25 protein-coding genes and 1 pseudogene are annotated in these 25,509 nt (G+C 51.6%); 17 read left to right on the top strand and 9 right to left on the bottom strand.

Features of this window, described 5'->3' with window-relative positions; translation table 11 throughout:
* Positions 1-63: 63 nt before the first annotated feature.
* Together fabF and AC6I77_RS21850 are read right to left on the bottom strand one after the other, a co-directional pair.
* Entirely contained in the window at positions 64-1,347 is a 1,284-nt protein-coding gene (fabF, locus tag AC6I77_RS21845; protein WP_008926810.1) for a beta-ketoacyl-ACP synthase II, read from the bottom strand.
* Between the two features lie 237 nt (positions 1,348-1,584).
* The gene (locus AC6I77_RS21850) at positions 1,585-2,199 is read right to left on the bottom strand and encodes a TetR/AcrR family transcriptional regulator (RefSeq protein WP_003850575.1); all 615 of its coding nucleotides are present in this window, start codon (positions 2,197-2,199) and stop codon (positions 1,585-1,587) included.
* A gap of 194 nt (positions 2,200-2,393) precedes the next feature.
* Between AC6I77_RS21850 and AC6I77_RS21855 the strand changes: the two genes are divergently transcribed.
* The 5 genes from AC6I77_RS21855 to AC6I77_RS21875 all read left to right on the top strand — a co-directional run bounded on the left by AC6I77_RS21855 (position 2,394) and on the right by AC6I77_RS21875 (position 6,286).
* Positions 2,394-3,338: a winged helix-turn-helix domain-containing protein gene (locus AC6I77_RS21855; RefSeq protein WP_008926812.1), complete on the top strand. Its 945-nt coding sequence runs from the start codon at positions 2,394-2,396 to the stop codon at positions 3,336-3,338.
* On the top strand, positions 3,335-3,826 hold the full coding sequence (locus AC6I77_RS21860; protein ID WP_008926813.1) for a FidL-like protein: 492 nt from the start codon (positions 3,335-3,337) through the stop codon (positions 3,824-3,826). The genes AC6I77_RS21855 and AC6I77_RS21860 overlap by 4 nt, the downstream gene beginning before the upstream one ends.
* A gap of 713 nt (positions 3,827-4,539) precedes the next feature.
* On the top strand, positions 4,540-5,130 hold the full coding sequence (locus AC6I77_RS21865) for a helix-turn-helix domain-containing protein (protein WP_008926814.1): 591 nt from the start codon (positions 4,540-4,542) through the stop codon (positions 5,128-5,130).
* Positions 5,131-5,162: 32 nt separating this feature from the next.
* A complete protein-coding gene (locus tag AC6I77_RS21870; protein WP_008926815.1) occupies positions 5,163-5,798 on the top strand; it encodes a helix-turn-helix transcriptional regulator in 636 nt (211 codons plus the stop codon).
* A 239-nt stretch (positions 5,799-6,037) separates the two neighbouring features.
* Positions 6,038-6,286, top strand: a complete 249-nt coding sequence (locus tag AC6I77_RS21875) for a putative hemolysin (protein WP_008926816.1) — start codon at positions 6,038-6,040, stop codon at positions 6,284-6,286.
* A 484-nt stretch (positions 6,287-6,770) separates the two neighbouring features.
* Here AC6I77_RS21875 and AC6I77_RS21880 read toward each other — a convergent pair whose 3' ends face one another.
* Positions 6,771-7,208: a PACE efflux transporter gene (locus AC6I77_RS21880; RefSeq protein ID WP_105100072.1), complete on the bottom strand. Its 438-nt coding sequence runs from the start codon at positions 7,206-7,208 to the stop codon at positions 6,771-6,773.
* Between the two features lie 248 nt (positions 7,209-7,456).
* Positions 7,457-7,582 (bottom strand): LacI family DNA-binding transcriptional regulator, encoded by a 126-nt coding sequence (locus AC6I77_RS21885; RefSeq protein WP_192378220.1) that lies wholly within the window; start codon positions 7,580-7,582, stop codon positions 7,457-7,459.
* Between the two features lie 104 nt (positions 7,583-7,686).
* On the opposite strand from AC6I77_RS21885, the gene AC6I77_RS21890 reads away from it, so the two are divergent.
* The 4 genes from AC6I77_RS21890 (at position 7,687) to AC6I77_RS21905 (ending at position 10,693) form a co-directional block, all read left to right on the top strand.
* Positions 7,687-8,700: a Gfo/Idh/MocA family oxidoreductase gene (locus AC6I77_RS21890; protein ID WP_008926818.1), complete on the top strand. Its 1,014-nt coding sequence runs from the start codon at positions 7,687-7,689 to the stop codon at positions 8,698-8,700.
* Positions 8,701-8,843: 143 nt separating this feature from the next.
* Positions 8,844-9,380 carry a tetratricopeptide repeat protein gene (locus AC6I77_RS21895; RefSeq protein WP_003850566.1) on the top strand — a complete coding sequence of 179 codons (537 nt, stop codon included), beginning with the start codon at positions 8,844-8,846 and terminating at the stop codon, positions 9,378-9,380.
* Between the two features lie 87 nt (positions 9,381-9,467).
* Positions 9,468-9,917, top strand: coding sequence for a sigma-70 family RNA polymerase sigma factor (locus AC6I77_RS21900; RefSeq protein WP_003850565.1), 450 nt, complete (start codon positions 9,468-9,470; stop codon positions 9,915-9,917).
* Positions 9,914-10,693, top strand: coding sequence for an anti-sigma factor family protein (locus AC6I77_RS21905; protein ID WP_003850564.1), 780 nt, complete (start codon positions 9,914-9,916; stop codon positions 10,691-10,693). Before AC6I77_RS21900 ends, AC6I77_RS21905 begins: the two co-directional genes overlap by 4 nt.
* Positions 10,694-10,728: 35 nt before the next feature.
* Here the strand turns inward: AC6I77_RS21905 and AC6I77_RS21910 are convergent, their stop codons facing one another.
* Positions 10,729-11,298 carry a YceI family protein gene (locus tag AC6I77_RS21910; RefSeq protein ID WP_497817366.1) on the bottom strand — a complete coding sequence of 190 codons (570 nt, stop codon included), beginning with the start codon at positions 11,296-11,298 and terminating at the stop codon, positions 10,729-10,731.
* Positions 11,299-11,985: 687 nt separating this feature from the next.
* On the opposite strand from AC6I77_RS21910, the gene arnB reads away from it, so the two are divergent.
* The 8 genes from arnB to AC6I77_RS21950 all read left to right on the top strand — a co-directional run bounded on the left by arnB (position 11,986) and on the right by AC6I77_RS21950 (position 21,014).
* Positions 11,986-13,122, top strand: a complete 1,137-nt coding sequence (arnB, locus tag AC6I77_RS21915; protein ID WP_003850562.1) for a UDP-4-amino-4-deoxy-L-arabinose aminotransferase — start codon at positions 11,986-11,988, stop codon at positions 13,120-13,122.
* Between the two features lies 1 nt (position 13,123).
* Entirely contained in the window at positions 13,124-14,107 is a 984-nt protein-coding gene (arnC, locus tag AC6I77_RS21920; RefSeq protein ID WP_497817363.1) for an undecaprenyl-phosphate 4-deoxy-4-formamido-L-arabinose transferase, read from the top strand.
* Positions 14,104-16,083, top strand: coding sequence for a bifunctional UDP-4-amino-4-deoxy-L-arabinose formyltransferase/UDP-glucuronic acid oxidase ArnA (gene arnA, locus AC6I77_RS21925; RefSeq protein WP_140915798.1), 1,980 nt, complete (start codon positions 14,104-14,106; stop codon positions 16,081-16,083). The genes arnC and arnA overlap by 4 nt, the downstream gene beginning before the upstream one ends.
* A complete protein-coding gene (gene arnD, locus AC6I77_RS21930) occupies positions 16,083-16,985 on the top strand; it encodes a 4-deoxy-4-formamido-L-arabinose-phosphoundecaprenol deformylase (RefSeq protein ID WP_003850559.1) in 903 nt (300 codons plus the stop codon). Before arnA ends, arnD begins: the two co-directional genes overlap by 1 nt.
* The gene (arnT, locus tag AC6I77_RS21935) at positions 16,985-18,652 is read left to right on the top strand and encodes a lipid IV(A) 4-amino-4-deoxy-L-arabinosyltransferase (RefSeq protein ID WP_003850558.1); all 1,668 of its coding nucleotides are present in this window, start codon (positions 16,985-16,987) and stop codon (positions 18,650-18,652) included. The genes arnD and arnT overlap by 1 nt, the downstream gene beginning before the upstream one ends.
* Positions 18,653-18,973 (top strand): 4-amino-4-deoxy-L-arabinose-phosphoundecaprenol flippase subunit ArnE, encoded by a 321-nt coding sequence (gene arnE, locus AC6I77_RS21940; RefSeq protein WP_003850557.1) that lies wholly within the window; start codon positions 18,653-18,655, stop codon positions 18,971-18,973. It begins immediately after the preceding gene.
* The gene (gene arnF, locus AC6I77_RS21945) at positions 18,970-19,335 is read left to right on the top strand and encodes a 4-amino-4-deoxy-L-arabinose-phosphoundecaprenol flippase subunit ArnF (protein WP_008926820.1); all 366 of its coding nucleotides are present in this window, start codon (positions 18,970-18,972) and stop codon (positions 19,333-19,335) included. The genes arnE and arnF overlap by 4 nt, the downstream gene beginning before the upstream one ends.
* A gap of 149 nt (positions 19,336-19,484) precedes the next feature.
* Complete coding sequence (locus AC6I77_RS21950; RefSeq protein WP_008926821.1) at positions 19,485-21,014, top strand: Fic family protein; 1,530 nt, start codon at positions 19,485-19,487, stop codon at positions 21,012-21,014.
* A 37-nt stretch (positions 21,015-21,051) separates the two neighbouring features.
* Here AC6I77_RS21950 and AC6I77_RS21955 read toward each other — a convergent pair whose 3' ends face one another.
* The 4 genes and pseudogenes from AC6I77_RS21955 to AC6I77_RS21970 form a co-directional block, all read right to left on the bottom strand.
* The gene (locus AC6I77_RS21955) at positions 21,052-21,747 is read right to left on the bottom strand and encodes a haloacid dehalogenase type II (protein ID WP_008926822.1); all 696 of its coding nucleotides are present in this window, start codon (positions 21,745-21,747) and stop codon (positions 21,052-21,054) included.
* 200 nt (positions 21,748-21,947) lie between these two features.
* Positions 21,948-22,362 (bottom strand): annotated as a pseudogene (locus AC6I77_RS21960) (aldehyde dehydrogenase); the annotation flags it as partial.
* Positions 22,363-22,384: 22 nt separating this feature from the next.
* Positions 22,385-23,311 (bottom strand): sulfonate ABC transporter substrate-binding protein, encoded by a 927-nt coding sequence (locus tag AC6I77_RS21965; protein WP_238329356.1) that lies wholly within the window; start codon positions 23,309-23,311, stop codon positions 22,385-22,387.
* 119 nt (positions 23,312-23,430) lie between these two features.
* Positions 23,431-25,320: a sigma-54-dependent Fis family transcriptional regulator gene (locus AC6I77_RS21970; RefSeq protein WP_497817364.1), complete on the bottom strand. Its 1,890-nt coding sequence runs from the start codon at positions 25,318-25,320 to the stop codon at positions 23,431-23,433.
* Positions 25,321-25,509 lie beyond the last annotated feature (189 nt).

The raw sequence follows: 25,509 nt of genomic DNA on the forward strand, positions 1-25,509 counted from the left end.
TGGAGATTTAAACCCTGCGCGACCAGGATGTCTGGTGGCGCAGGTTGAGTCTTCACGATGACGTCAATGCCACTTACGAAGCAGGAGGCTGGCGTTGACGCCGCCAAAGCCGAAACCGTTCGACATGGCATAGGTCAACTCCGCCGGGCGTGCAGTGAGCGCCACCAGGTCAAGATTGCCTGCTGCGTCATCGGGATGATGAAGGTTCAGTGTCGGCGGGATAAGCTGCTGACGCAGCGCCATCAGGGTGAATATCGCCTCAACGCCGCCCGCTGCACCCAGCAGATGGCCGGTGGCAGATTTGGTTGAAGAGATCGCGACCTGGGAATTATCGCCAAATACAGCTCGAATAGCGGCCAGCTCGCCGTGATCGCCAACCTGTGTTGAGGTTGCATGAGCATTGATGTGATGAACGTCATCCGCGCTGATACACGCCTGGCGCAGAGCGGTTCTCATTGCCCGCGCAGCGCCACTGCCATCTTCCGGACCTGCGGTAAGATGGTAAGCATCGGCGCTGGTGCCATAACCGATAATTTCCGCCAGTGGCGTCGCACCCCGAGCCTGGGCATGGGCAAGCGACTCGATCACCAGCAAACCAGCACCTTCGGCCATCACAAAGCCGTTTCTGTCGCGATCAAACGGACGTGATGCGAGATGCGGATGCTCCTCATAGCCCGTGCATAGGGCACGCGCTGCCGCGAAACAGCCCAGCGTTACGCGATCCAGCGCCGCTTCGGTCCCGCCACAAATCGCAATGTCCGCTTCGCCGCTTCTGATTAACCTTGCTGCATCACCAATAGCCTGCACGCCTGCGGCACAGGCTGTAACCGGTGCGCCCAGCGGGCCGGTAAAACCGTATTTAATAGAGACATGACCCGCGGCCATATTGGCCAGAAACGAGGGGGCAGTGAAGGGCGAAAGTCTGCGCGGACCGCGCCCATCCGTGGTGCGCACGGCGTCAGCAATTGCGCCAAAACCGCCGACGCCGGAGGCAATAATGGTCGCGGTGCGTTCACGCGCGGCCTCATCTTCAGGATGCCAGCCCGCCTGAGCCAGCGCTTCTTCTGCCGCAAGCAGCGCAAATTCAATAAATCGCGACATTTTCTTACGCTCTTTCGGCGCAATGAATGACTCCGGGTCATATCCCGCCAGCGGATCTTCATCAATGCCTGGCACAAGGCCACCTACTGAAATCCCGGTGCCGGCAGTGAGTGTGTCGGGCAGCGTGCGGATACCGGACTCACCCGCCGTTAATCGCTGCCAGACGTTGTTAACGCCACAACCTAATGGCGAAACGACGCCCGCGCCGGTAATGACGATGCGTTGTGATGAGGATGAGTGACTCATGAGGTTGCTCCCGTAAGCTGTCCGGGCAGCGATTGACATGCTGACGCGGAGAGGTGAAACGCGCCTGAAGCGCAAATAGCGAGGCCCAGCACAGGATAGTGCGATGGACGCGCGCAGAGATGGAACATCACAGGCTGAGATAAGCGAAGTAGCATCAGAATCCAGAGCGATGACAAAACAAGTCGCTATATTTGATCTGGTGACTAATTAAGTCAATAGTCACATTATGCGGAATGCTCAGGGCGCCAGGCTGCGTAATACCAGCGCTGCCAGCTGCGCAGAGGCTTCCTCAGCGTCGTCAAGACTGTACTGGAGCAATACCGGACTGGCATAAGGTTTAAGAACCCGATAGATCGCTTCTGCTGCTTCATCAGCCGGTGTTTTACGCTCAAACTCACCCGTTTCGCGCCCCAGGCGCAGTATTTGCAGAATCAGGTTAAGCAGTCGCTCTTCATGAGCTGAGGCTGATGGCCAGCGATCGCGAGATGCCACAGCGGCAATATCGTAGAGTTTGCGTTCATGAAAAAACAATTCAGTGCCGGTGGCAGAAAGCGTGCGAAACAGCCGTCGCAGTTGTTCTGATGCCCCAGGTGTATCAACCATCGCTTCTTCGACACGCTGCATAATCATCGCCAGCCGATTGGCACATATTACTTCTCCAATCGCCTGTTTAGATTCAAAAAATTTATAGATATACGCTTTCGAAAAACCAATAGCTCTTGCGAGATCAGAAACCGTCGTTTTTTCATAGCCATAATGTGCAAAGTGTTGCATGGCAGCATCAACAATCTGGTCACGAACGTTGTGCCCGGCCGGACCACGTGTCGCATTTTCTGTTACAGACTGGATCATTGTTAAAACCTGACAGAGTAAAGGTGGATGAAAACTCAGTGACCACTGTTATTAATGGTCACATGTTAGGCTGAGCTGCGGTGAAAATCTACAGTCCGGATAAGATGGAGAGAGTCGGGCACTGTTTATGTGACTCAGTACCTTATCGGTGAGAAGGATCAAACAATCGAATCTCCTCTGGATACGCCATAGTAGTGCCAGCTAAACATCATCTTAGTGAAATGTCAGATTCAGGTTTCTTGAGTGCTTCTTTAATTGAGCTGAATTATACTGTCGGGAATGAAGGAAAATTCAGTGGTTTTTTAATGATTTACATTATTGATGGCCAGATCACCTACAATTCTGACGACTGTACCCTCACGCACATGCCTACCCAGGAAACGCTGAGTCTGAGTATTTCTTCTGGTCGTCTTTTTGAGCAGCTACTGAATTCTCAGGGAGAAGTCCTGGCACGCGAAATCCTGCTGACTGAAGTCTGGGATAAATATGGCCTGCGCGGCTCAAACAGTAATCTGAATCAGTATCTAAGTATGCTGCGCAGAGCGCTCGCCGCTTATGGCTGTGAAAATTTAATTATCACCATTCCGAAAATTGGCATCAGACTCAACACTGACATCAGCATTGAACGTGAAAGCCCACAGGCTACGGATGTGACAGATGCCCAAACGGATGAGGTGAACGCTGAAGATTCTGGTTCAGTGGAGAAAAGCCACACTCTATTAACTGAGTCTGTTAATCAGGATGTCAATGTCAAAAAACCGCTCCTCAACTTCAGTAAGATGATTTTTTTCATTATTATATTGGTGTTACTGGGCAGTTCTCTCTGGTATTACGCCGGGTCTGGCTTTGATGAAAAGAGTTACTCTATGAGTACCATCAAACTGGAAGGCGGCTGCGAAGCTGTGATATTGCAAGGGCTCAATGTTTTTGAAAAAAAATCACTTAATAAAGAAATTACAGAAATCCTGAAAGAAAATAATCAATCCTGTATACCAGGACGCCGTATCTATTTTGATAAAAAAACCTCATTAACGACGACTAATTATGGCAGAACGATGCTCTCTGCATGCAATCTTAACAGTCGTGGTCATATCGTTTCCTGTGACAACTTCTATTATCTGGACTGGAGAACGTCTTGAAACGAAATGCCACGCTGACAATATCCCTGGCTGCACTTTTACTGGTGATTTTTACAGGATTTAACTTTTTCAAATCCCGGGCTAACGATCTGCCTTTCCGCTGCTCAGCATTCAGTCGCTACGAGCTAAGCCGTCATGATGCGAGTAGAATTGAGTTTGCTGTAACACAGGATCTGCGTTTTATCGATTCTGATACAGGATATCTGTTATTAAATGGTCAGGTTACAGTTGATGATAAGATTACAGGACTTAATCGGCGTATTGCGTTAAGTCAGGGCCGGAAAATAGACAGTGATACATACCGTTATAAAATCACAAAGATGATCACTTCTACGAATGATTCAACACCAGACGATGTCTTTAATATTTTGCTGGCTGAGATTACACTCGACCCCAATTATTTGCAGCTGGACTTCACCCGGCTAAATCGGAATACTTATCTTATAAGTGGTCCCCTTTCAAGTTTATTTACCTGCCAGCGGTATTAAACCCGTCAGTTTTTAGTGGGAATTATACCCGTAAGATAGAATGCTCTTACGGGTATTTTTCTGATGCCATTTTTCAGGCGCAACGTAAATCCCCGGTTGGTAATAAATATAGGCGTTCAGATGAGCGTTTTTTTTGGTTTTTAAAATCCCGTTTGCCAGAGTATTGATAATACGGATGGTATGCATTCTGCCATCAAGATTTGAATGCGAGGACAAAAGCGGATCTTACCAAAATAGAGAGTGCAGAACTTACACTATGTACACCTGCAGGTAAGATAGGGTGCTGGGTGCAAAATCTCCTTTTGGAGCTTTAACCTATATTGATGCATTAAAATAGAATAAAAACCTAATTATTAGATTGTTGTGGATTTAAATGTCCATTTTGGGAGCGGTGTGTCCTAATTAAGCCTGACGGATGTTTTGTTATTTTATCAATACAGGACTTCACAATGATGGCTGAATATTTTTATTCTCAACTTTGGCTATATCTCAACACTGTAAGGCTTTTTTGTATGCCTGATATGACGAATCGATAACCTGTATGCTCAGGTGATTATGATTTCCTGAGAAAACGACAACGCTATCATTTACTTCGTTAAAATTCTGACGTGTGCTTTTGTCTGCTAATTTACAAGCATTTAAGTGGTGTAATGATATTTACTGATTTTTCTACTAATCACTAACCTTGTGTTAGTCAGATTGAGTTAATTATTATGTTTAGAGTAACCGAAAATCATGAGCGGGTCATTGATGCATTAGCCGGATATACCCAGGCTGCAAATCCAGATGAGATTTCGCGTGGGAAGCGTCGCTATCATCTTACTAAAGATAATCTACGCCGAATTATGTTCATTCTTGATGGTGATTTCTTACTCAAGTTAAAGGGCGATCATAAGGTGTTGAATGTCTTATCGGCTCCCTTTGTTGTCGGCGTTACGCCAGCACTCGATGAACCTCCCGTTTATCTGGAAAGGATTGATTATGGAAAAGTCAGTTTTATTGATTACGATCTATTCTGGCAACTGATCTTCGAGAAAGACCTTTTCAATGACGCTATGTCTATTTTATCTGGCCAATATTCTGACCTGATGAACTATATACAGTTATCTAAAAATAATTCCTATGATGAAGTGGTTTCCTTAATCCGGCATTGGGAAAAGCTACCACCGCACCTGAAAAAGCGATTTTCAGCACTTTGTCTGATTCAAAGTAGTTCACATCTTTCAAAAAGCTCAATTTGCAGAGTGCTGAAAGAATTGAAAGAGAAAGGTGAACTCACCCTGGTTAATGGCAAGTTTACCTGATTATTTTAACTTTTGAGATGCTTAAGGAAAAAATGGATTTTAAAGTTGTTTGTACAAATGAAAACTACTTCTTTCGGTTGGGCATCTCAAAAATAATTGAGGAGGCATTACTATCTGATTCATCTGTGGAGTTTTTACGAACTGACAGTTCACAAAGTCTGGGCCTGGCCGATTTTATACTCATTAATGCTGCTCAGTGGCGTCTTTATATGTGTCAGCCGGCCTACCGTGCTCGGAAGCCCGGTAGCATTATAATAGTGTTCACTGACGATGTAGAAGACATCACCCTTGAGCAACTTCCTGTATGCTATCACTCTATTATTATTATTTCGCGCAATGATTCCATTCGGGATATTCACGAGAAAATCATTCGCTTCTGGGTCGGTCATCAGGGAAACAGACAAGGTTTTCTACCGTCATATTGCGCAGGCTGTGTTTTTGCACGTGTGACGATAGTCCAGTTGCAGGTGCTGAGTTTTTTAAAAAAAGGGTATAATGTCGGGCAAATAGCTAAGCATCTTAATCTTTCAGTTAAAACTGTTTACACACATAAGTATAATGTAATGAAAAAGTTTTCACTCAACGGTGACAGGCAATTTAACGCATTTATCAATGATCTTTCTGTGTTTGAGCTTTATAAAGGAATTATTGATACCCCAGAGCCTTAATCGACAATGTCTCTTTTTGATGTGGTTCGGTTGTTCTTTTTTTGTCGGTTGAGAGGAGTGACAAACTTATGACATCGTTATGAAAGAGTTTAATGAGAAGATGCTATCGTTATAAAAATTAATACACGTTTCAGAATGCTGAAAATACCTAAACAACTTCATTTTTAGAATAATCAAAAGTATGTGAGAATTAGCCTGTTAATTAAGATTTTTCCTGAAATTAATGTTGAGAGAGTTAAATGGAAGTCGCCAATAAAATAGCAATCTGTTCTCTGATGCTGGCTACCGTGCAAATGAGTGGCTGCACGTCTCACAATGCTGAACCACAGCGCCTGATAATGCGTAATCCCGCCAGCGAGTGGTGTCTTCAGCGCGGTGGAAAGCTGGTGCAAGAGGCATCATCCAGCGGCAGTGCGCTCTATTGCGTTTTGCCATCAGGAGAAAAGATTAAGCAGTGGGCGTTATTTCATCGTGATCATTCTAAATAGTTCCTGGATTATTCAATAGTCAGCATGATGATGCTTAACTGTATTGTATTATAAATAGTTTTGCCTGGTTTTGTAATGAATATTTATTAATTACCGTTCCGTTATTCAATGAGTTTTCTTTTCAACTGGAATGATTAACGTTTCTGGCCTCATTCCTGTCAAAGGAAATGTGGCTAAATTTTTTTATTAAGTGCAGTCGCTGAAAATAATTTTTTTATGAGTTTCTTTACAGGGTGTGCAATTAAAAAATCTTAACAAATTAACGGAACAACACACTCCGATTCCTGTTTCTGGACGCACTTTTCTGCAGGTCTCTTTCGTTATCATCCTGTTTTTTTGATGTGTTTTTTCGCTGAAAGAAAAGTTATGTTTATAATTTATTTCTGCATATCTAAATTTCGGGATGCTAAAAATTTCGAAAGAAGAAAGTTTGTTTAATTTGTTCAGATAAAAGGATTTATTCATTGTGCTATCTGAAATTAATTTAACTGTTCTTTTTACGAGCAGCACTAGCGTAATCCCAAATCAGATTAAACAGGTAAGCATAGACCAGAAAAAACAGCACCAGCCCGCATTCCAGTTTCAGCGCTGCGAGTAGCGTAATATTCAGCCACCATGCTGCAAAAGGTATCAGCACCACTAACAGTCCAGCCTCAAACAAAACGGCATGGAGGCATCTCATTCGCCAGTCTTTTTTAAATCCTGTTCGGAGCTGGATGCTGTCAAACATCAGATTGAACAGGTAGTTCCATCCCATTGCCAGCGTTGATGAGACGATCGTCAACAGTGCCGATTGTGCGGGGGCAGCTGAGGCCCAAATCATCAGGATAATGAATACCAGCACATTGGCAGCAACTTCGAAAACAACCGCGTGCAGCACTCTCTCTTTGGTGGTGCGCACCGGGGATAAATAGTGTTCCAAAGCAAACTCTCATTGATTAGTCAGGCACCGTAATGGGTGCAGGAAAAATGCAGGACTATCCTGCCATCAGTATCTGAATGCTAAAACGTTCTGCAGGGTGCCCCGTTGTCGGTTTCAGAGCAACTATGTTGCTTCGGCTTTTGTTTCGGCATGACTGCGTTCCATATTCGCTGTGATGATAACAACTCTTGAGCGGGGTAAACTATTAAAATGCCAAATGAATCCTAAATAGATTTATATTTTAATTTTTATAAAAATGTCAGTTTTGAGGTCTGTTTAACAGGGGTGCCAATCTTTCTGAAACATTCATTGAGCACCCGAACCACGGTTGCCAGCCCAACCCCTGCCCTTAGGGCAACGTCGTTCAGCGACATGTCTGCTCCTTTGAGGTAAACACCTCAAAACACCATGCGATGAGTTTAAGACGCCGCGTTATCCTGCTGGTTCAGCTTTCTGCTGGACTATGACGGAGTTCAAAATGAATAAAAAGCAACGTGTTGCCCTGTTGGGATGTGGCTTTATTGGCGAAGTTCATGCCACGAATCTTCAGGCGCATCCTGAGGTTGAACTGGTTTGGGTGGCCGATGCAGAACCTGCACGCGCTGACGCGTTCGCGACGCGCTTTTCGACCCGTGCAGCATCCGTGAGTGAGGCGATCAATGATGCAGAGATCGATATGGTGTTAATCGCCAGCGCAACGCCGACTCATGCCGATTTGCTGGAAACCGCCGCCCGTGCCGGTAAAGCAATCTACTGTGAAAAACCGATCGATCTCTCTCTTGAGCGTGCACGCTCAGCTGTGGCTAATGTCCTCCCTTACAACGTACCAGTCACTGTGGGGTTTAATCGCCGTTTCGATGTCAGTCATCAGCAGCTTAAACAGCAACTCCGCCTGGGGCGGATTGGGCCGGCAGAACTGATACAAATGGTCTGCCGCTCTTCGGCCATGCCGCCGCTGAGTTATCTGAAAGCTTCCGGTGGCCAGATGCGCGATCAGGCTATCCACTTTTTTGACCTGCTGCGCTGGCTGACTGAAGATGAGGTCACGGAGGTTGCTGCTATGGGGGCAGCGCTGGCGTTACCCGCGATCAGCGAATTTGACGATGTGGATACCAGCACGTTGCTATTGCGGCTGCACGGCGGGGCGCTGGCACAGCTGGACAATGCTCGCCGCACTGGTTATGGCTACGATGAACGTATCAGTGTGATGGGACCGCTCGGGATGCTCGAATCGGCTTCTCAGCCACAGCGGGGAGTCAGCTGCTATCAGAGTGCGCAGATTCTGCAGCCGGGGCTGCTACCCGACTGGTTTAGCCGGGTGCAGCCCACTTACTATGCCCATCTGGATGCGTTTATCCGCTCGCTGAATGGTGAGCAGATTGACGATCTGCCGAACCTTGAGGATGGTCTGAAAGCACAGGCAATTGCGGAAGCCGCCGTAATTTCGCTGGCAGAAGGGCGCTTTTGCCAGGTGGAAAAACTGCTGATTTGATCAGGCATGGCAGGCTGATAAAAAATAATTTTATTTTTATCGAATAGAAACCGGCGCTGAGGTGTTTACCGTACAGCGCCGCGATAGCGGACTGCATCCGGCGGACTTTATTGCCTGCCTCACAGACCCGATAAGGATAAATTATGACAACGCGTTCTGGTATTTCTCTGCTTGCTGTTCCGGCTCTATTGCTGATGCTGCACTCTCCGCTGAGTATGGCGATGGGTGATAATGACAGTGATAAAAAAACGCCCGACTGTCCAAAAGGTCAGGTCTATGACAGTCATACGAAAAGCTGTGTGCCCGAAAAAACCAGCAAGTTGAGTGACGATGATAAAACGCGCTATGCCTATCATCTGGCAAAAAAGGGCGAATATCAGGCGGCGCTGAACCTGCTGGATACACTGAAAAATCAGGATACGCGCGAAGCCTGGAACTACCGTGGTTATGCCACCCGCAAGCTGGGGCGTACCGACGAGGGTATTGGCTATTATCAGCGCGCCATTGCGCTTGATCCTCGTTACGCTAAAGTGCGTGAATATCTGGGCGAAGCCTGGATGATTAAAGGGCGTCCCGATTTGGCTCGCGAACAGTTAAAAACCATTGCCGGGATTTGTGGTACAGATTGCGAGGAGTACCGCGATCTGCAAGCCGCGATCAATGGCCATCCTGAGGTTTGATGCGGCAGGGAGGAGCGAAAAATCACTCACAGTGACATCCGTCAGCACCTTGCGGAACATCTGACGCGGCTCTGGCGTTATGGCTATGTGTTGTCACACAACCGTGACATGGCAGAAGAGCTGGTACAGTCAACCTGCGTGCGCGCGCTGGAACGCAGCGCGCAGTTCATGCCGGGCACGCGTATTGATCGATGGCTGTTTTCCATCCTCCATTCCATCTGGGTTAGCGATTTACGCGCACGAAAAGTGCGGCAGGGGCAGGGATTTGTGGATCCCGATGCGCTGCTGGCCGCGGATAATCACGCCACCAGCGACGACAATCGCCATTTCCAGCGCATTATGCAACACGTTAACGCCTTACCCGAGGCACAGCGAAATGCGCTGTTTCTGGTTTACGTGGAAGGACTCACCTATCAGGAGGCAGCAGAGACGCTGGCTGTCCCGGTTGGCACCATTATGAGCCGTCTGGCCGCCGCACGCGCCACGCTAGCCAGACAACCGGCGACCACGCCCTCACCGAAGGAGAAACGGAGATGAACAGGGAAACTTTTACGCCGCCGTGGCGCGATGAGGCGATTGTCGCCTGGCTGGATGGTGAGATGACGCCGCGAGAAGCTGCGCAGTTTGAACAGGCGATGGATGAGGATGCTGAACTGGTCGAGCGGGTTGCGCATTTTCAGCACACCAGTCTCGATTTTGAACAGGCTTTTTCGCCGCTACTCGAACAGGCACCACAGGCCAGAATGGCCCAGCGCCTGGCGACCATTCCGGCACCCGAGGTGGCCACCGGGTATAGTCGTCGCGCGCTTATTGCCGCATCGGTCAGCTTTTTACTGGTGGGCAGCGGCATTGGTTTTCTGGCAAGACCCTCAGATGATGGGAAGGATGAAAGTCAGAATATCCGCGATCTGGAGGCGCGCTATATGTCGCTTTACAGTGCTGAAACGCTGGCCGATACCCCCAATGACGCCGCAATGCTGCAGAGAGGTCTCGACCGTACACGGCTGGATTTAGGACTGGAGCTGCACCCGCAGCAACTTCGCCTGCCAGGCGCTGAACTGAAAATGGTGCGGATCCTGCGTTACGAACGAACGTCGATTGCACAGATCGCCTGGCTGCATGCTGATTATGGTCCGATGGCGCTCTGTATCTCGCCTGCACCACAGGATTCGAACCCGATTACTCAGGAACAGCGCCACGGCATGCAGCTGGCCTGGTGGAAGCGCGGTGGCTATCAGTATGTGTTGATAGGGCGTAATCCCTCTGCTCAGTTGGCTGCCATCGCTGAAACATTGGTGACCACGCTCAGTTAAAAAAGTCTGTCCCTGAGCGCTTGCTTCAACAGCGATTATCTGGCCTGTGCGGCAATAATCAGCGCAATGTTTACCCGATCATCAACCACTCCAACCAATCGATCCATTCCAAAGGCAGAGCGGGATATCGCGGTGGAGACATGCAGCGCCAGAGAGCGTGACGCCGGATCAATTGTTTTACCACTGTCCAGTGAGGCCTGCATCACCACTGACCGGCTGACATTTTTAACCGTTAGCACGCCAAAAATACGGTAGTTACCCTCACCTAGTGAGGCAACACGACTGCTCACAAAGTGAATCTGCGGGTAACGCTCCGCATCAAAAAAGAGATCGCTTTTCAATTGCCAGGTCAACAGACTGTTCGATGCCACCAGTGTGCCCACTGGAATATTCACTTCGATACGATCGTCATGGTCTTCATCCGGATTAAGTGTCACCGTGCCAGACACACCCTGTAGTCTGGCTTGCGAAAAATCGTGACCAAAGGCACGCCATGAGAGGCCAATCGATGTTTTATCAGGTGTTATGGTATAGGTTACTGGCGCGGCGTAAAGTACCGGACTGAGCAGGGCGAACAGGGTGCATAAACAGGCGACACGCATCATCACAATTTTCTCTTTTTTAGGCAGACCAGACGTTAACGCCTCAAACCACGATCTTATTCGATTTTTTTAGCACTGTTTTCACCCTTCATGCACAGGTAATCTGACAAATATTAACTGACTGTCACCTTAGTTTCACCAAAGTGTAATAATTATTGTTAGGGCTGAACATTAATAACGTACAATATTAAGAATACATTAAGGCGCTTTTATCGGCGGATGTTTTCGGTGAAATTAACAGGATACTGATTTGATCAGGAGTTGTCTGGTGTGTCTGGATTTATTTTCAGTAAAATCAGTTAGTTGTATTGAATCTCAGATATTGCTTCTCTGGTGGGTGGGTTTATAATCTGAGAAGTGGCAGCCCTTGCGATCTTAAACAAAACATCAATAAATCAAAAATTGAGAGCTGAGTCATTATTATTAACTTAAATGTGAACTTTTTCGTAAAACCTTAACTCACTCTTCATTCATTTTATTGCAATGAACACTATTCATTTAATGTTCAGTTAAGTTTCATACGTTAGTTTGTATTAGCAGTCCGGTAACCTCAATTCCAGAATGGGAAAATAAGGTGTCGATAACGCCATAACCGGATGTTGATAATTCGCTATTTCAATTCTTTTGCCGGCGTTGTGTCTGATTAACAACGCGCGACAGCTAATGAGTTTGATCTGCAGGAGTTTTAGCATGGATTTTTTGCCATTTTCCCGCCCTTCATTTGGTGATGAAGAGCTGGCTGCTGTTAAAGCGGTATTTGACTCTGGGTGGATAACAACAGGCGCTAAATGCGCGGAACTGGAGCAGGCTTTTGTACAACTGACTGGCAACCAGCACGCCATTGCGGTGAGTTCTGCCACAGCGGGGATGCATGTAACGCTGATGGCGATGGGAATCGGGCCTGGCGATGAGGTCATTACGCCGTCCATGACCTGGGTCTCCACTCTGAACCTGATCACGCTGCTGGGCGCCACGCCGGTGATGATTGATGTCGATCCTGACAACCTGATGGTGACGCCGGAACTCATAGCTCAGGCGATTACCTCACGTACCCGCGCGATTATTCCGGTGCATTACGCTGGTGCTCCCGCCGATCTCACGCCAATCTATCAGCTTGCTGAGCAGCATGGCATCGCCATTATTGAAGATGCGGCTCACGCGGTGGGCACGACTTATCACGAGAAGCCAATCGGGCATCGCGGCACGGCTATTTTCTCTTTCCACGCCATCAAGAATATCACCTGTGCGGAAGGCGGCCTGGTGGTGACCGATGACGCTGCTCTCGCCGATCGTATTCGCAGCCTCAAGTTTCATGGCCTGGCGGTTGATGCTTTTGATCGCCAGACCAAGGGGCGTCTGCCACAGGCAGAAGTGATGATGCCGGGCTTTAAATATAATCTGCCTGATATCAGCGCAGCCATTGCGCTGGTGCAGTTACAGAAGCTACCCGGTTTTATTGCTCGCCGCCGTGAGATAGCTGAGCGCTATCTGGAAGCGCTGCACACGCTGCCGTTTACGCCATTGTCACTGCCTGCCTGGCCACATCAGCACGCGTGGCACCTGTTCATTATTCGCATTGATGAGCAGCGCTGCGGTCTGACGCGTGATGCCTTTATGCAGGCACTTAAGTCGCGGGATATAGGCAGCGGATTGCATTTCCGTGCGGCGCATACCCACAAATATTATCGCGAACACTATCCCGATTTACGTTTACCTGCCAGTGAACTGAATAGCCAGCAGATGTGTTCGATTCCGCTGTTTCCGTCAATGACGGATCAGGATATCGAGCGTGTGATTCAGGCTTTACATGACATTGCCGGAGCCTGAAATGCGCGATATCAAACCGATCAATATGCTCTCCGTGGTCATCCCGGTCTATAACGAACAGGAAAGCCTGCCGGAGTTGCTGCAGCGGACCAGCGCGGCATGTGACGCCATTGAAATTGAGTATGAAATTCTGCTGGTTGATGACGGCAGCAGTGACCGTTCAGCCGAAGTGATTGAACAGGCTGCCATCATTCCCGGCAGCCGCATAACGGGCGTACTGCTCAATCGCAACTACGGTCAGCACTCCGCCATTATGGCCGGATTCAGCCAGGTCCGTGGCGATCTGATTGTGACACTGGATGCCGATCTGCAGAACCCTCCGGAAGAGATCCCGCGACTGGTTGAAGCTGCGCGTCAGGGTTATGACGTGGTGGGTACAGTCCGCCAGCAGCGTCAGGATACCTGGTTCCGTCGCAAGGCCTCGCGCACGCTCAACCACCTGATTCAGCGGGTCACCGGCAAAGCGATGGGCGATTACGGCTGTATGTTGCGTGCCTATCGGCGCCATATCGTCGAGGCGATGCTCAATTGTCACGAACGCAGTACGTTCATTCCGATTCTGGCCAACACCTTTGCCCGAAACACCATTGAACTGCCGGTGCTCCACGCTGAGCGGGCCTTTGGCGATTCGAAATACAGCTTTATGCGCCTGATCAACCTGATGTACGACCTGGTGACCTGCCTGACCACCACGCCGCTGCGATTGCTCAGCGTAGTAGGCAGCCTGATTGCACTCTCCGGCTTCGCTTTCTCGCTGGTGCTTATCGTATTGCGACTCTTTTTCGGTGCGGCATGGGCGGGAGATGGTGTTTTCGTCCTGTTCGCCGTGCTGTTCATGTTTATCGGTGCCCAGTTTGTGGGTATGGGACTGCTCGGGGAGTATATCGGGCGAATTTATAACGACGTTCGGGCGCGTCCGCGCTATTTCGTTCAACGCATTGTTCAGGCTCCTGAAGAGCCTTCAGTACAGGATACTCAATCATGAAGACCGTTGTTTTCGCCTATCACGATCTGGGCTGTGTCGGCATCAATGCACTGCTTAGCGCAGGCTATGAGATCACCGCCATTTTTACGCACAACGATGTGGCTACCGAAAATCACTTTTTCGGCTCAGTCGCGCGTCTGGCGGCAGAGCACGGCATTCCGGTCTATGCACCGGACGAGGCGAATCACCCAATCTGGCTTGACCGCATCCGCACCATGGCGCCAGAAATGATCTTCTCCTTCTACTATCGCCATCTGCTGAGCGATGAGATCCTGCAATGCGCTGAAAAGGGGGCTTTTAACCTGCACGGTTCACTGCTGCCAAAATACCGCGGTCGGGCGCCACTCAACTGGGCGCTGGTCAACGGTGAGACGGAAACCGGCGTTACGTTACATCGCATGGTGAAGCGTGCGGATGCCGGTAATATTCTGGCGCAGCAGAAGGTGGCCATTGAGGATGCAGACAACGCGCTGACGCTGCATCGTAAACTGACCCAGGCTGCAGAGCAGTTACTTAACGACGTCTTACCTCGCCTGCGCACGGGTGAGGTCAGTGAGACGCCACAGGATGAGAGTCAGGCGACCTGTGTTGGCCGTCGCACGGCCGAAGATGGCCGCATCGACTGGAATCAACCCGCAGAGAAGATTCACAATCTGGTCAGAGCGGTTACCGATCCGTGGCCAGGCGCCTTCGCCTTCGCCGGTTCGGTTAAATTTATCGTCTGGAAGAGCCGGGTTCATACGCACTCGCATCAGGCGAAGCCAGGTACGGTGATTTCTAAGCAGCCATTCCTGATCGCCTGTGGTGAGGGTGCACTGGAAATTCTGACCGGACAGTCCGAGCATGGCGTTTACATGAATGGCAGCCAGCTGGCGCAAAGCCTGGGCATGGTGCCTGGCGCACTGCTCTATTCAAAACCGCAGTCGGCGCTGCAACGTCGTACACGCGTGCTCATCCTCGGGGTTAACGGCTTTATTGGTAATCATCTCACCGAGCGTTTATTGCAGGATGAGCATTTTGAAGTCTATGGTCTTGATATCAGCTCAGACGCCATCAGCCGCTTCCTGGAACATCCGCGCTTCCATTTCGTTGAAGGGGATATCGCTATTCATTCCGAATGGATTGAGTATCACATCAAAAAATGTGATGTCATCCTGCCGCTGGTGGCGATCGCCACGCCGATTGAATACACCCGTAATCCGCTGCGCGTCTTTGAGCTCGATTTCGAAGAGAACCTGAAAATCATCCGTGACTGCGTGAAGTATCAGAAGCGCATTATTTTCCCATCCACCTCTGAAGTCTACGGCATGTGTACTGATGCCAGCTTCGATGAGGATAGCTCGAATCTGGTGGTCGGGCCGATCAACAAACAGCGCTGGATTTATTCGGTATCGAAACAGCTGCTGGACCGTGTGATCTGGGCTTATGGCGAAAAAGAGGGGCTGCGTTTTACCCTGTTCCGTCCGTTCAACTGGATGGGACCGCGTCTGGATAACCTCAACGCAGCACGCATCGGCAGTTCTCGCGCGATCACGCAACTTATCCTCAATCTGGTTGAAGGTTCACCGATTAAGTTGATCGACGGCGGCAAACAAAAGCGCTGTTTTACCGATATTCAGGATGGTGTGGAAGCATTGTTCCGCATTATCGAAAACAAGCAGCAGAATTGTGATGGTCAGATCATCAACATCGGTAATCCGGACAATGAAGCCAGTATCAAAGAACTCGCGGAGCAGTTGCTGGCCAGCTTCGAGCGTCACCCGCTGCGCAGCCAGTTCCCGCCGTTTGCCGGTTTCCGCGAAGTGGAAAGCAGCAGTTACTACGGTAAAGGCTATCAGGATGTGGAGCACCGCAAACCGGCTATCCGCAATGCGCGTCGCCTACTTGGCTGGACGCCAACCGTCACGATGGATGTCACTATCGACAACACGCTCGATTTCTTCCTGCGTACCGTTGAGCAACAGGCTGATAAGTGATGAAGAAGATCGGTCTGCGGATTGACGTAGATACCTGGCGCGGCACGAAGCAGGGTGTGCCGGCGCTGCTTGAGCTCTTCCAGCGTCACGCAGTGCGGGCCAGCTTTTTCTTCAGCGTGGGACCGGACAACATGGGCCGCCATCTCTGGCGGCTGGTGAAACCGGCGTTTCTCATGAAGATGCTGCGCTCCCGCGCCGCATCACTATATGGCTGGGACATTCTGCTCGCCGGAACGGCCTGGCCGGGAAAGCAGATGGGACGTGGCCTGCGGAACATTATGCAGGATGCCACACGCCAGCATGAAGTCGGTCTGCATGCCTGGGACCACTTTGCCTGGCAGACCTGGGCGGGTGTCTGGCCGCAGGATAAACTGGTTGAGCAGATAGCACGCGGCACCGAAACGCTCAGTGAGATCCTTGGTCATCCTGTCAGCTGTTCGGCCGTTGCAGGCTGGCGTGCTGATGGTCGGGTCGTTGCCGCCAAACAGGATTTTGGCTTTCACTACAACAGTGACTGCCGCGGCAGCGGGCCATTCAGGCCCATACTGCCAGATGGCCAGATCGGCACTGTACAGATTCCGGTGACGTTACCCACATGGGATGAAGTGGTTGGCCGTGAGGTCAGCGCAGAAGGCTATAACGATTACATTCTGGCGAAAATGCTCGCTTCTGATGATGGCGCTGTCTATACCGTGCATGCCGAAGTGGAGGGGATTATTGGCTTACCAGACTTCGACAAATTGCTGAATGCAGCAACCCGTAATGGCATTCAGTTCTGTCCGTTAAGCGAGCTATTGCCCGACGACCTGACCACCTTACCCGTGGGAAGGATCGTCAGAGGTGAAATTCCCGGACGGGAAGGGTGGCTGGGCTGCCAGAAACTGACTAAAGAGGCGAACTAGTGCGGATACATAAGAACACGAAGTGGCTCATTTTTTTTAGCTTTTTCATTCTCTATTACCTTCTGCCGCCGATGTTCCGCGACCTCTGGCAACCGGATGAGACACGTTACGCAGAGATCAGCCGGGAGATGCTGGCAACCGGTAACTGGGTGACGCCACACTTCTTCGGTCTTCGCTATTTTGAAAAACCGATTGCGGGTTACTGGATAAACTCACTGGGCCAATGGCTGTTCGGCCATAACAATTTTGGTGTACGGGCAGGATCAATATTCTCAACAGCGATAACCGCCGCGTTGATCTTCTGGCTCGGCAGGCGGATGTTTGGTTCGGTCCGCACCGCTGCTGTGGGTTCTCTGATTTTCCTGAGTTCACTGCTGGTTTATGGTGTTGGCACTTATGCCGTGCTCGATCCGATGCTGATGCTCTGGCTGGCGGCCGCAATGTGCAGCTTCTGGCTGGCGACGGAGGCCAGCGGACGCGCCGGGCGCGCGGGCGGCTATCTGCTGCTGGGTCTCGCCTGCGGCATGGGATTCATGACCAAAGGATTTCTGGCGCTGGCGCTACCGGTGCTGGCGATTCTGCCATGGGTGATCTGGCGAAAGAGAATACCTGAGCTGCTTTGCTTCGGGCCGCTGGCGATTCTCTCTGCCGCAGCAATCAGCGCACCCTGGGCGCTGGCGATCTATCATCAGGCCCCTGATTTCTGGCACTACTTCTTCTGGGTTGAGCATATTCAGCGCTTTGCAGAAGAGAATGCACAGCACAAAGCCCCTTTCTGGTACTACCTGCCGGTTCTGCTGCTGGGAACACTACCGTGGCTGGCGCTGTTACCGGGTGCACTGATGACCGGCTGGCGCGAGCGTCAGCAGAATCCCGGCGCACTGTATCTGCTGAGCTGGACGGTGATGCCGCTGCTGTTTTTCAGTCTGGCAAAAGGCAAACTGCCAACCTATATCCTGCCCTGTTTTGTGCCGCTGTCGCTGTTGATGGCCCATTATGGGCTGAACGCGGCGCAGCGGGCAGGGCGCGCATTAACCGTTAATGGCTGGATCAACCTGATTTTCGGCATCCTCACGCTGGCAACCGTGCTATTGGTACTCGCGCCCTGGAGCGTAACGCATCACCCCCTGTTTGCCACTCATGAGATGCTGAAGCTGGGACTGGGAGCGCTGGCGTTTCTCATCTGGGGACTGGCGGGCGCATACAGCTGCCGATTTTCACAACGCCGCTGGCTGGTGGCCGCGCTTTGCCCGCTGGGGGTCGCTCTGTTTATTGGCTCAGCTATCCCGGATAAAATCCGTGATGCCAAACAGCCGCAACACTTTGTCTCTGTGATCAGCGAGCGTCTGGCATCCAGTCATTTTATTCTGGCGGACAATCCGGGCGTGGCATCTGCCGCAGCCTGGCACCTGCAACGCAGTGATATCGGCTTCTATGATAATAAAGGTGAGCTGCAATATGGGCTGAGCTACCCGGATGCGCAATCCCGCTTTGTCTCTCAGGCGGATTTTGGCGGCTGGCTTGCCGATCATCGCCGTATGGGAAGCGTGTCCCTGCTGTTACTGGTTGATTCCCCACACAGTGATATCGGCGAGGATGTGCCGGTTCCGGATGCGGTCTATCGCCAGGGCAGGCTTGTCTGCCTTTATTACGGTCAGATGAAGTAAATGCTGCTGCTGATTGTGCTGGTGAGTCTGCTCAGCTGCAGCGCGCAGCTGTGTCAGAAACAGGCGACCCACGCGGTATCAGGCCGCATCCGCTTAAGCTGGATTGGCGTAAGCGTGCTGCTGTTGGGTATCGCGATGCTCCTCTGGCTGCTGGTGCTGCAGCGGGTGCCCGTCAGCCAGGCGTATCCCATGCTGAGCCTTAATTTCATCTTCGTTGCGCTGGCCGGACGCATTTTGTGGCGCGAACGGCTAACGCTTCGTCAGATTGCAGGCACGCTGCTGGTGGTGACGGGCGTCGCGCTAATGGCGAGCCAGCTATGAAAGGATATGGATGGGTTACGTGCAGCGTGCTGCTGGTCTCAGCGGCACAGCTGATGATGCGCTGGGCGATGCCGCGCCTGCCCGATGTCAGTAGCCTGACGTCGCTGCCAACAGTTGCCATACTGCCTGCCTTGTTGCTGCTGGCCGGGTTGGGAGCTTATGCTGTTTCCATGCTCTGCTGGATTCGGGCGCTGCACTATTTTCCGCTTAATCGGGTCTATCCACTGCTCAGCCTGAGTTACGTGCTGGTCTGGCTGGTGGCGGTTTGCTTACCGGTATTTCACGAAGCATTTAGCTGGCGCAGCTTAGCCGGTGTGGTGATTATTGTAATCGGGCTACTGTGCATTGTTGTTAAGCCCTGAACATTTCTTCTTTTACCATTTCCGCAATGAACACCGTTTTTATTAACGTTTCCGGGCGGTAGTTAATGCCGTCATGATGGATTGTTTAGCGTTTTCATGATAAAGATCCATTTTGTTATCGTTTTCGGGCGACGGATAAAGGATTCGACATGCTGGTTGGCTTTAGCGCACTGTGCGAACGTTATGCTATCAAACTGGCGCAGCCCTTACGCGTAAAGTCAGCTATCGGAACCGTACGCTCACATCATGAGGGCCAGGGACAGGTAGAAAATCATTATCCACCAGGCTATCAGCCGGAAGATGATTTTGCGGGTCACTTTGCCTTTGGTCTCAAGTACGAAGAGATCCATCTGGAGTTTTTCGCACGCCTGTTTACGACCATCGGACCACAACCTTTGGAAGCGTGGTGTCGGCAGGAACCGTTCGGACAGTATGCGCGACGGGCCGGCTTTCTCTATGAATGGCTGACTGGTAATACCTTACAGGTACCGGACGTCACCAACGGAGGCTATGTTGAGGCGATTTCATCCAAAGCGTATCTGACCCGAACGACCGTGAACCGTAACAGGCGCTGGCGCATCAATAATAATCTGCCAGGATCCGCTGATTTCTGCCCACTGGTACGCAGAACCGCAGCCATTGAGCAGGCGCTCACGTTCGATCTCAACGATGCTTTGCATGATCTGGATAACACCTTTGGCGCGGATATTCTGATGCGCACCGCCAGCTGGCTGACATTTAAAGAGTCACGTGCCAGTTTCCTGATTGAGAAAGAGGCGGACCAGGGCGATCGTATTCAACGATTTGCCCACGTTATCGCGCAGTATTGCGGCCAGCTTGAGGATCCACTCAGCGATGCCAGCCTGCATACCATACAGCAGGGCATTCTCGGGCAGGATGCGCTGGGATTGGGGCTGCGACGTTCGCCCGTGTTTGTCGGACAGTCGACCATGCGTGAAGATATCGTCCACTATATTGCACCACACTATGATGACGTTCCGCGCTTTATGAATGGGCTTAAAGCCTTTGAGCAGGCTACGCGGGGTGCCGCACCACTGGCTCGTGCGGGGGTTATCGCGTTTGGCTTTGTCTATATCCATCCGATGCGCGACGGCAATGGCCGCATCCACCGTTTTTTAATCAATGACACACTGATTCGTGATGGAGCGATACCGGATGGCGTGATCCTGCCTGTTTCAGCCACCATTACCAGTTCGATGGATTTTCGGGTCGGTTACGATCGCACGCTGGACGTATTTTCTAAACGGCTAATGCGGCGCTATGCAGGCTGCTATCGGTTTGGCGAGTTGAAAACCTATGAAGATGGCACGCGGAGTAATTTCACTTTCACCGAGTATGAGGATGCCCGTTTCGCCTGGCGTTATCCCGACTTAACCGAGCATGTGCTCTATACCTGCAGAGTCATCGAGCACACGGTCCGGACTGAAATGGCTGATGAAGCGCGCGTATTGGTGATATTTCAGCGCGCTCAACAGCAGCTGAAGGAGGTCGTTGAGATGCCTGATCAGGACGCCAGTCGTATTATCCGTTCGCTGAAAGAAAATGGCTGGCAGATTTCTGGCAAGCTCAAAAAAACGTTCCCGCTGCTGGACGATACAACTACTGCACAACGGATTGTGGAAGCGGTCAGGTCAGCGTTTGAGACCCACACAGACTAAGTATTCAGGTGTCATGTGAGGTCGCTGAGCACTGCATTTAGCAGAGCGGTTTAAGTTTTGTGGCCAGCGCACCTATATCGCTGACAATCAAATCCGGTGCAGGTGCCAGCGGGTAAAGTGCCTGTCCTTTGCGGGTAACAAATGCGGTTTTCATTCCTGCGCGTTTTGCTCCACCCACATCCCAGCCATGAGCGGCCACCATCATGCACTGTGATGCAGGCTGATCCATTTCCTGCATTGCCCACTGATACACTTTCAGATCGGGCTTATAAACCTGAACCTGTTCCACGCTGAGAATGCGCGTGAACAGCCGAGCCAGTCCGGCAGAACTGAGCTGCTTTTCGGCCAGTGCCGCAGAAGAGTTGGTCAGCGCGACCAGTGTAAATCCCTGTTGCTGCAGAGCACTCAGTCCTGCGGCGACATCAGGATGGGCTGGCATGGCTGCGATAATGTCAGCCAGCGGTGTTGCGTCTGCAGGCAGAGTAATACCATAGCGTGTGGCGGTCATCTGCAGCACTGCTTCGGCGATATCACCAAAGTTATGCCAGCTGCCGGTCACCGACTCCACGAGTGAATGATGTAATAGCGAGGTAAACCAGGCTTCAGCACGCTCCGGTCGGTCACCGAGTCGCTGCGCGACAACCCGGTTCAGCTCAGTGGTATCCAGCAGGGTCTCATTGACATCAAAAAACAGGGTGCCGCTGTAGGGTGCGGGGTTGTGACTGTCGGTCATCGTGCCTCCGGTTGGTTTAATGGATGTGACAGGTGAGGCGTTAAAGACGCTCTCTGAAGGTAGAATACTGAGGAGGATTGCTCAACATCGGGTGCTGCGATAGTTTGAAATCAAACTGGAAAACCTGATGTGATTCAGAAAATTAGGAATGCGCATAATACTAATTATGTTAAACAGGATGCCCGGCTGGGCGATTCTTAATCGAAATGCACTTTACCTTCTTTAGCCGGATGGATTGCTCTTCCGGATTCCTGAGGAACAACAAACGCCTGCCGTACTCATGTCGCCCGTGGCTTTGGTTGATGCGACAAGGCTATTCAACGTGATGGCGTTATCCTCGTGGCTATGTTTGTCTGTAAGCATAACGTCGTCTTCCTCCTTTTCTGACGCATCCGGCGGCAATACCAGACAGGTAAAATCAGCAAAGGGAACGCGAAGTCACTCCGCCAGTCCCCCACCCATTCGCTCATCGCCGCAAAGCCATAGGCGGCACCAGCTGAACCCGGATTTGCCGTCAGGCCCTAACCGGTTAATCCTTTCTCGTAATTTTCGCAGAATCCGCCGCCGGCATATAAAGGGCAAGCAGACATAATCACCGACTTCAATTCGCTCAACCCAAACTACGCCCGGCCCTTACTTACTTCTTATCCAGCGACCAGGTCGCGCTGCGGATATCCACCTTCACCGGCAACAGACCAATCCGGGTAAAGGTATCCGCCAGTGCCTGCTGCTGCGTAAAGACTTCAGGCGTCATCCGCTCTGCACCAAACGGCATCCTTGCCAGCGCCTGCTGCCAGATCGGCTGGGGCAGACCGGTTGAGGAGGACATTATTTTAGCCGCCTCTTCATGATGCTGATTGGCCCACGAGCTCAGCGTGTCCAGCTCATCCACCACCTGAGCGGCGATTTGAGGATAAGTATCTGCGAACTTGCGACTGGCAAGATAGAAGGTGTAGTGCGGCACCAGTCCCTCGGCATTTTTAATCAGCCGGGCTTTAGCGGTGGTTTCCACTTCGGCGTAGTAAGGATCCCAGATGACCCAGGCATCCACCGCGCCACGCTGGAAGGCCGCGCGCGCATCGGCAGGCGGCAGATAGACGGGTGTAATGTCCTTGTAGCTCAGCCCTGCCTTCTCCAGCGCCGTGACCAACAAATAGTTAACGTCAGAGCCTTTATTCAGCGCCACCCGCTTGCCTTTAAGATCCGCCACGCTTTTAATCGGGGAGTCTGCAGGCACCACAATCGCTTCGGTTTTAGGGTTAGCTGGCGAGTGTCCCAGATAAACCAGATCGGCCTGTGCGGCCTGGGCAAATGTCGGTGGCGCATCGCCGGTGGCGGCCAGATCGATACTGCCGATGTTTAAGCCCTCCAGCATCTGCGGCCCGGCCGGGAACTCAATCCAGTGCACCGCAATCCCCTGCTTCTTAAATTCCTGATCCAGCGTGCCGCGATACTTCAGCAGCGCGAAGATATTGGCTTTTTGAAAACCGATATTCACTGTATCGGGTTTCTCTGCAGCTGCCCGGGCGTTAAATGTAAAACCCGCCTGGGCGGCAATAATCATTGCGCTGAATAAAACTTTTTTCATTTCTCATTCCTGAGTTTGTTTGTTGTCAGCGCAACATAACAAACGCGGATTGAAGCGCTTAGCGAGGAAATGTTCGATGCTTAGCTAAAAAAACGCTATGGATGCCAGACTGACTCGCGTACGCGAATGGCCCGACTGAATAACCCCAGCGCATAAAAGCGGTCAGCGATGGTTTGCTGTTCCCGGATGATGGCCAGGTTCATTCGCTGAGTCTGATGGCTGCGCCGGGCTAAGGCGTGCATTAGTGAGGTCGCAGAAATGCCGAGTTCGCTGGAGAGCAACGCGGCGGCTTCAGTATGGTGTGCATCAATGTAGCGGCCCGTCTGTTCCAGGGCGGTGAGCAGGATCTGCAACAGATCGCCCGACTGCGCCGCAAATCCGCGTTCGGCAAGGTAAAACTGATGATTATTGACCCGGCCAGTGCCATCCGCAATTACCCTGAACTGTCCGCTGTTCTCCGCATCACTGAGGAGCGGATCCCACATCATCCAGGCATCTACCGCGCTCAGGTCGCTGGGCGTTAGTGGATATTTGGGGGGGGCATAGACAATGCGCACCTCATCCAGCGCTAATCCCGCCTCATCCAGGATTTGCAGCAGCAGATAGTGGACATTAGAACCACGATTCACGGCGATGCGTTTGCCTCTGAGATCGCCAATCTGCTGAACCGGGCTATTAGTGGGTACCAGCAGCGCCACGCTCTGCGGAGCGGCAGGTTCCCAGGCGACGTAGAGCATCGGGCTGTTGCTGGCTTGCGCAAACAAGGGAGGAACTTCGCCGGTGGTCCCGAAATCGACCTCCTTATTGCTCAGCGCATGGAGGAGCTGTGGACCCGCTGGAAACTCGCTCCACAGCACGCTGACGCCCTGATCGCTCAGCTGCTGCTCCAGCGACTGACGCGCTTTCAGAATGCCAAGGTTGCCAAACTTCTGATAACCGATACGCAGTTCACGCTCCTGCTGAGGCTGATGATGAGGAGAGGCCTCGCGCTGACGCAATGAGGTACGGCGGGGTTTAATCACACCCAGATGCCCCAGCTGGGTACGCAGTGTATGACGGCTGATGCCCAGCAGCGCGGCCGCCTGTAACTGATTACCCTGCGTGAGTTCCAGCGCATTTTTTACCAGCGCGGCGATCACTCGTGGATAGAGTGGCGTCTCACTCTGCTGCATCTGCTGACGTAAAAACTGGTCGAGCGCCTCCTCTCCGGAGGGTAAATCGCTGCCAGCAATGGCGTTCAGCCGCAGCTGTTGCGGCGTGACCAGCGAGGTCCTGCTGAGTAGCACCGCATTGTGCAGCGTGTTCTCCAGCTCACGGATGTTACCCGGCCAGCTGTAGTCCATTAGCGTGGCGACAGCATCTTCACTCAGCCGTAACTGAGGACGTCCCAGACGTCGCGCATAGAGTTGCAGAAAATGACTGGCCAGCACCGGAATATCTTCGCAGCGCTGGCGCAGCGGCGGCAATGTGACGCTGGCGACATTGAGACGGTAGTAGAGGTCTTCCCGGAACCGCCGTTCACGAATCGCCACAGCCAGATCCCGGTTGGTGGCCGCAATTACCCGCACATTGACCTTTATCGCTTTAGACGAGCCCACGCGAGTGATCTCGCGCTCCTGTAGTACGCGCAGGAGCTTCACCTGCAGCGACGGACTGAGTTCACCGACTTCATCCAGCAGCAGCGTGCCGCCTTCTGCTGCTTCAAACCAGCCACGATGGCGATCCTGCGCGCCGGTAAAGGCCCCTTTCTCATGACCGAACAGCTCTGACTCCGCCAGGCTCTCGGTGAGTGCCCCGCAATTGACCGCCAGAAATGGCTGCCGGCTGCGGGCGCTATGATGATGCAGATAGCGCGCCATCACCTCTTTGCCGGTGCCGGTTTCACCGATGATCAGTACCGTTGCATCGGTAGGCGCGAGCTGATCCAGTACGCTTTTAAAGGCGCGCGATGCGGGATCAATTAACTCAGGGCTGGATATCTGCATCTTGTTTACCGGATTAACAGGAAAGCCATGACCATACCGCGTGGCAGTGGCGGAAACGAGGGGGCGAAACGAGCCGGGTTGTTGCCATTGCAGCAGTCTGCAGCTTTATCTGCCGCAAATGCAGCAGGATAGCGCAATTCCTGTTTGCTATAAGCAATTGAATTTTAATGATAAAAAAACAAAATACAC

This window comes from Pantoea sp. X-Soil-ISGK-259, from assembly GCF_059730705.1.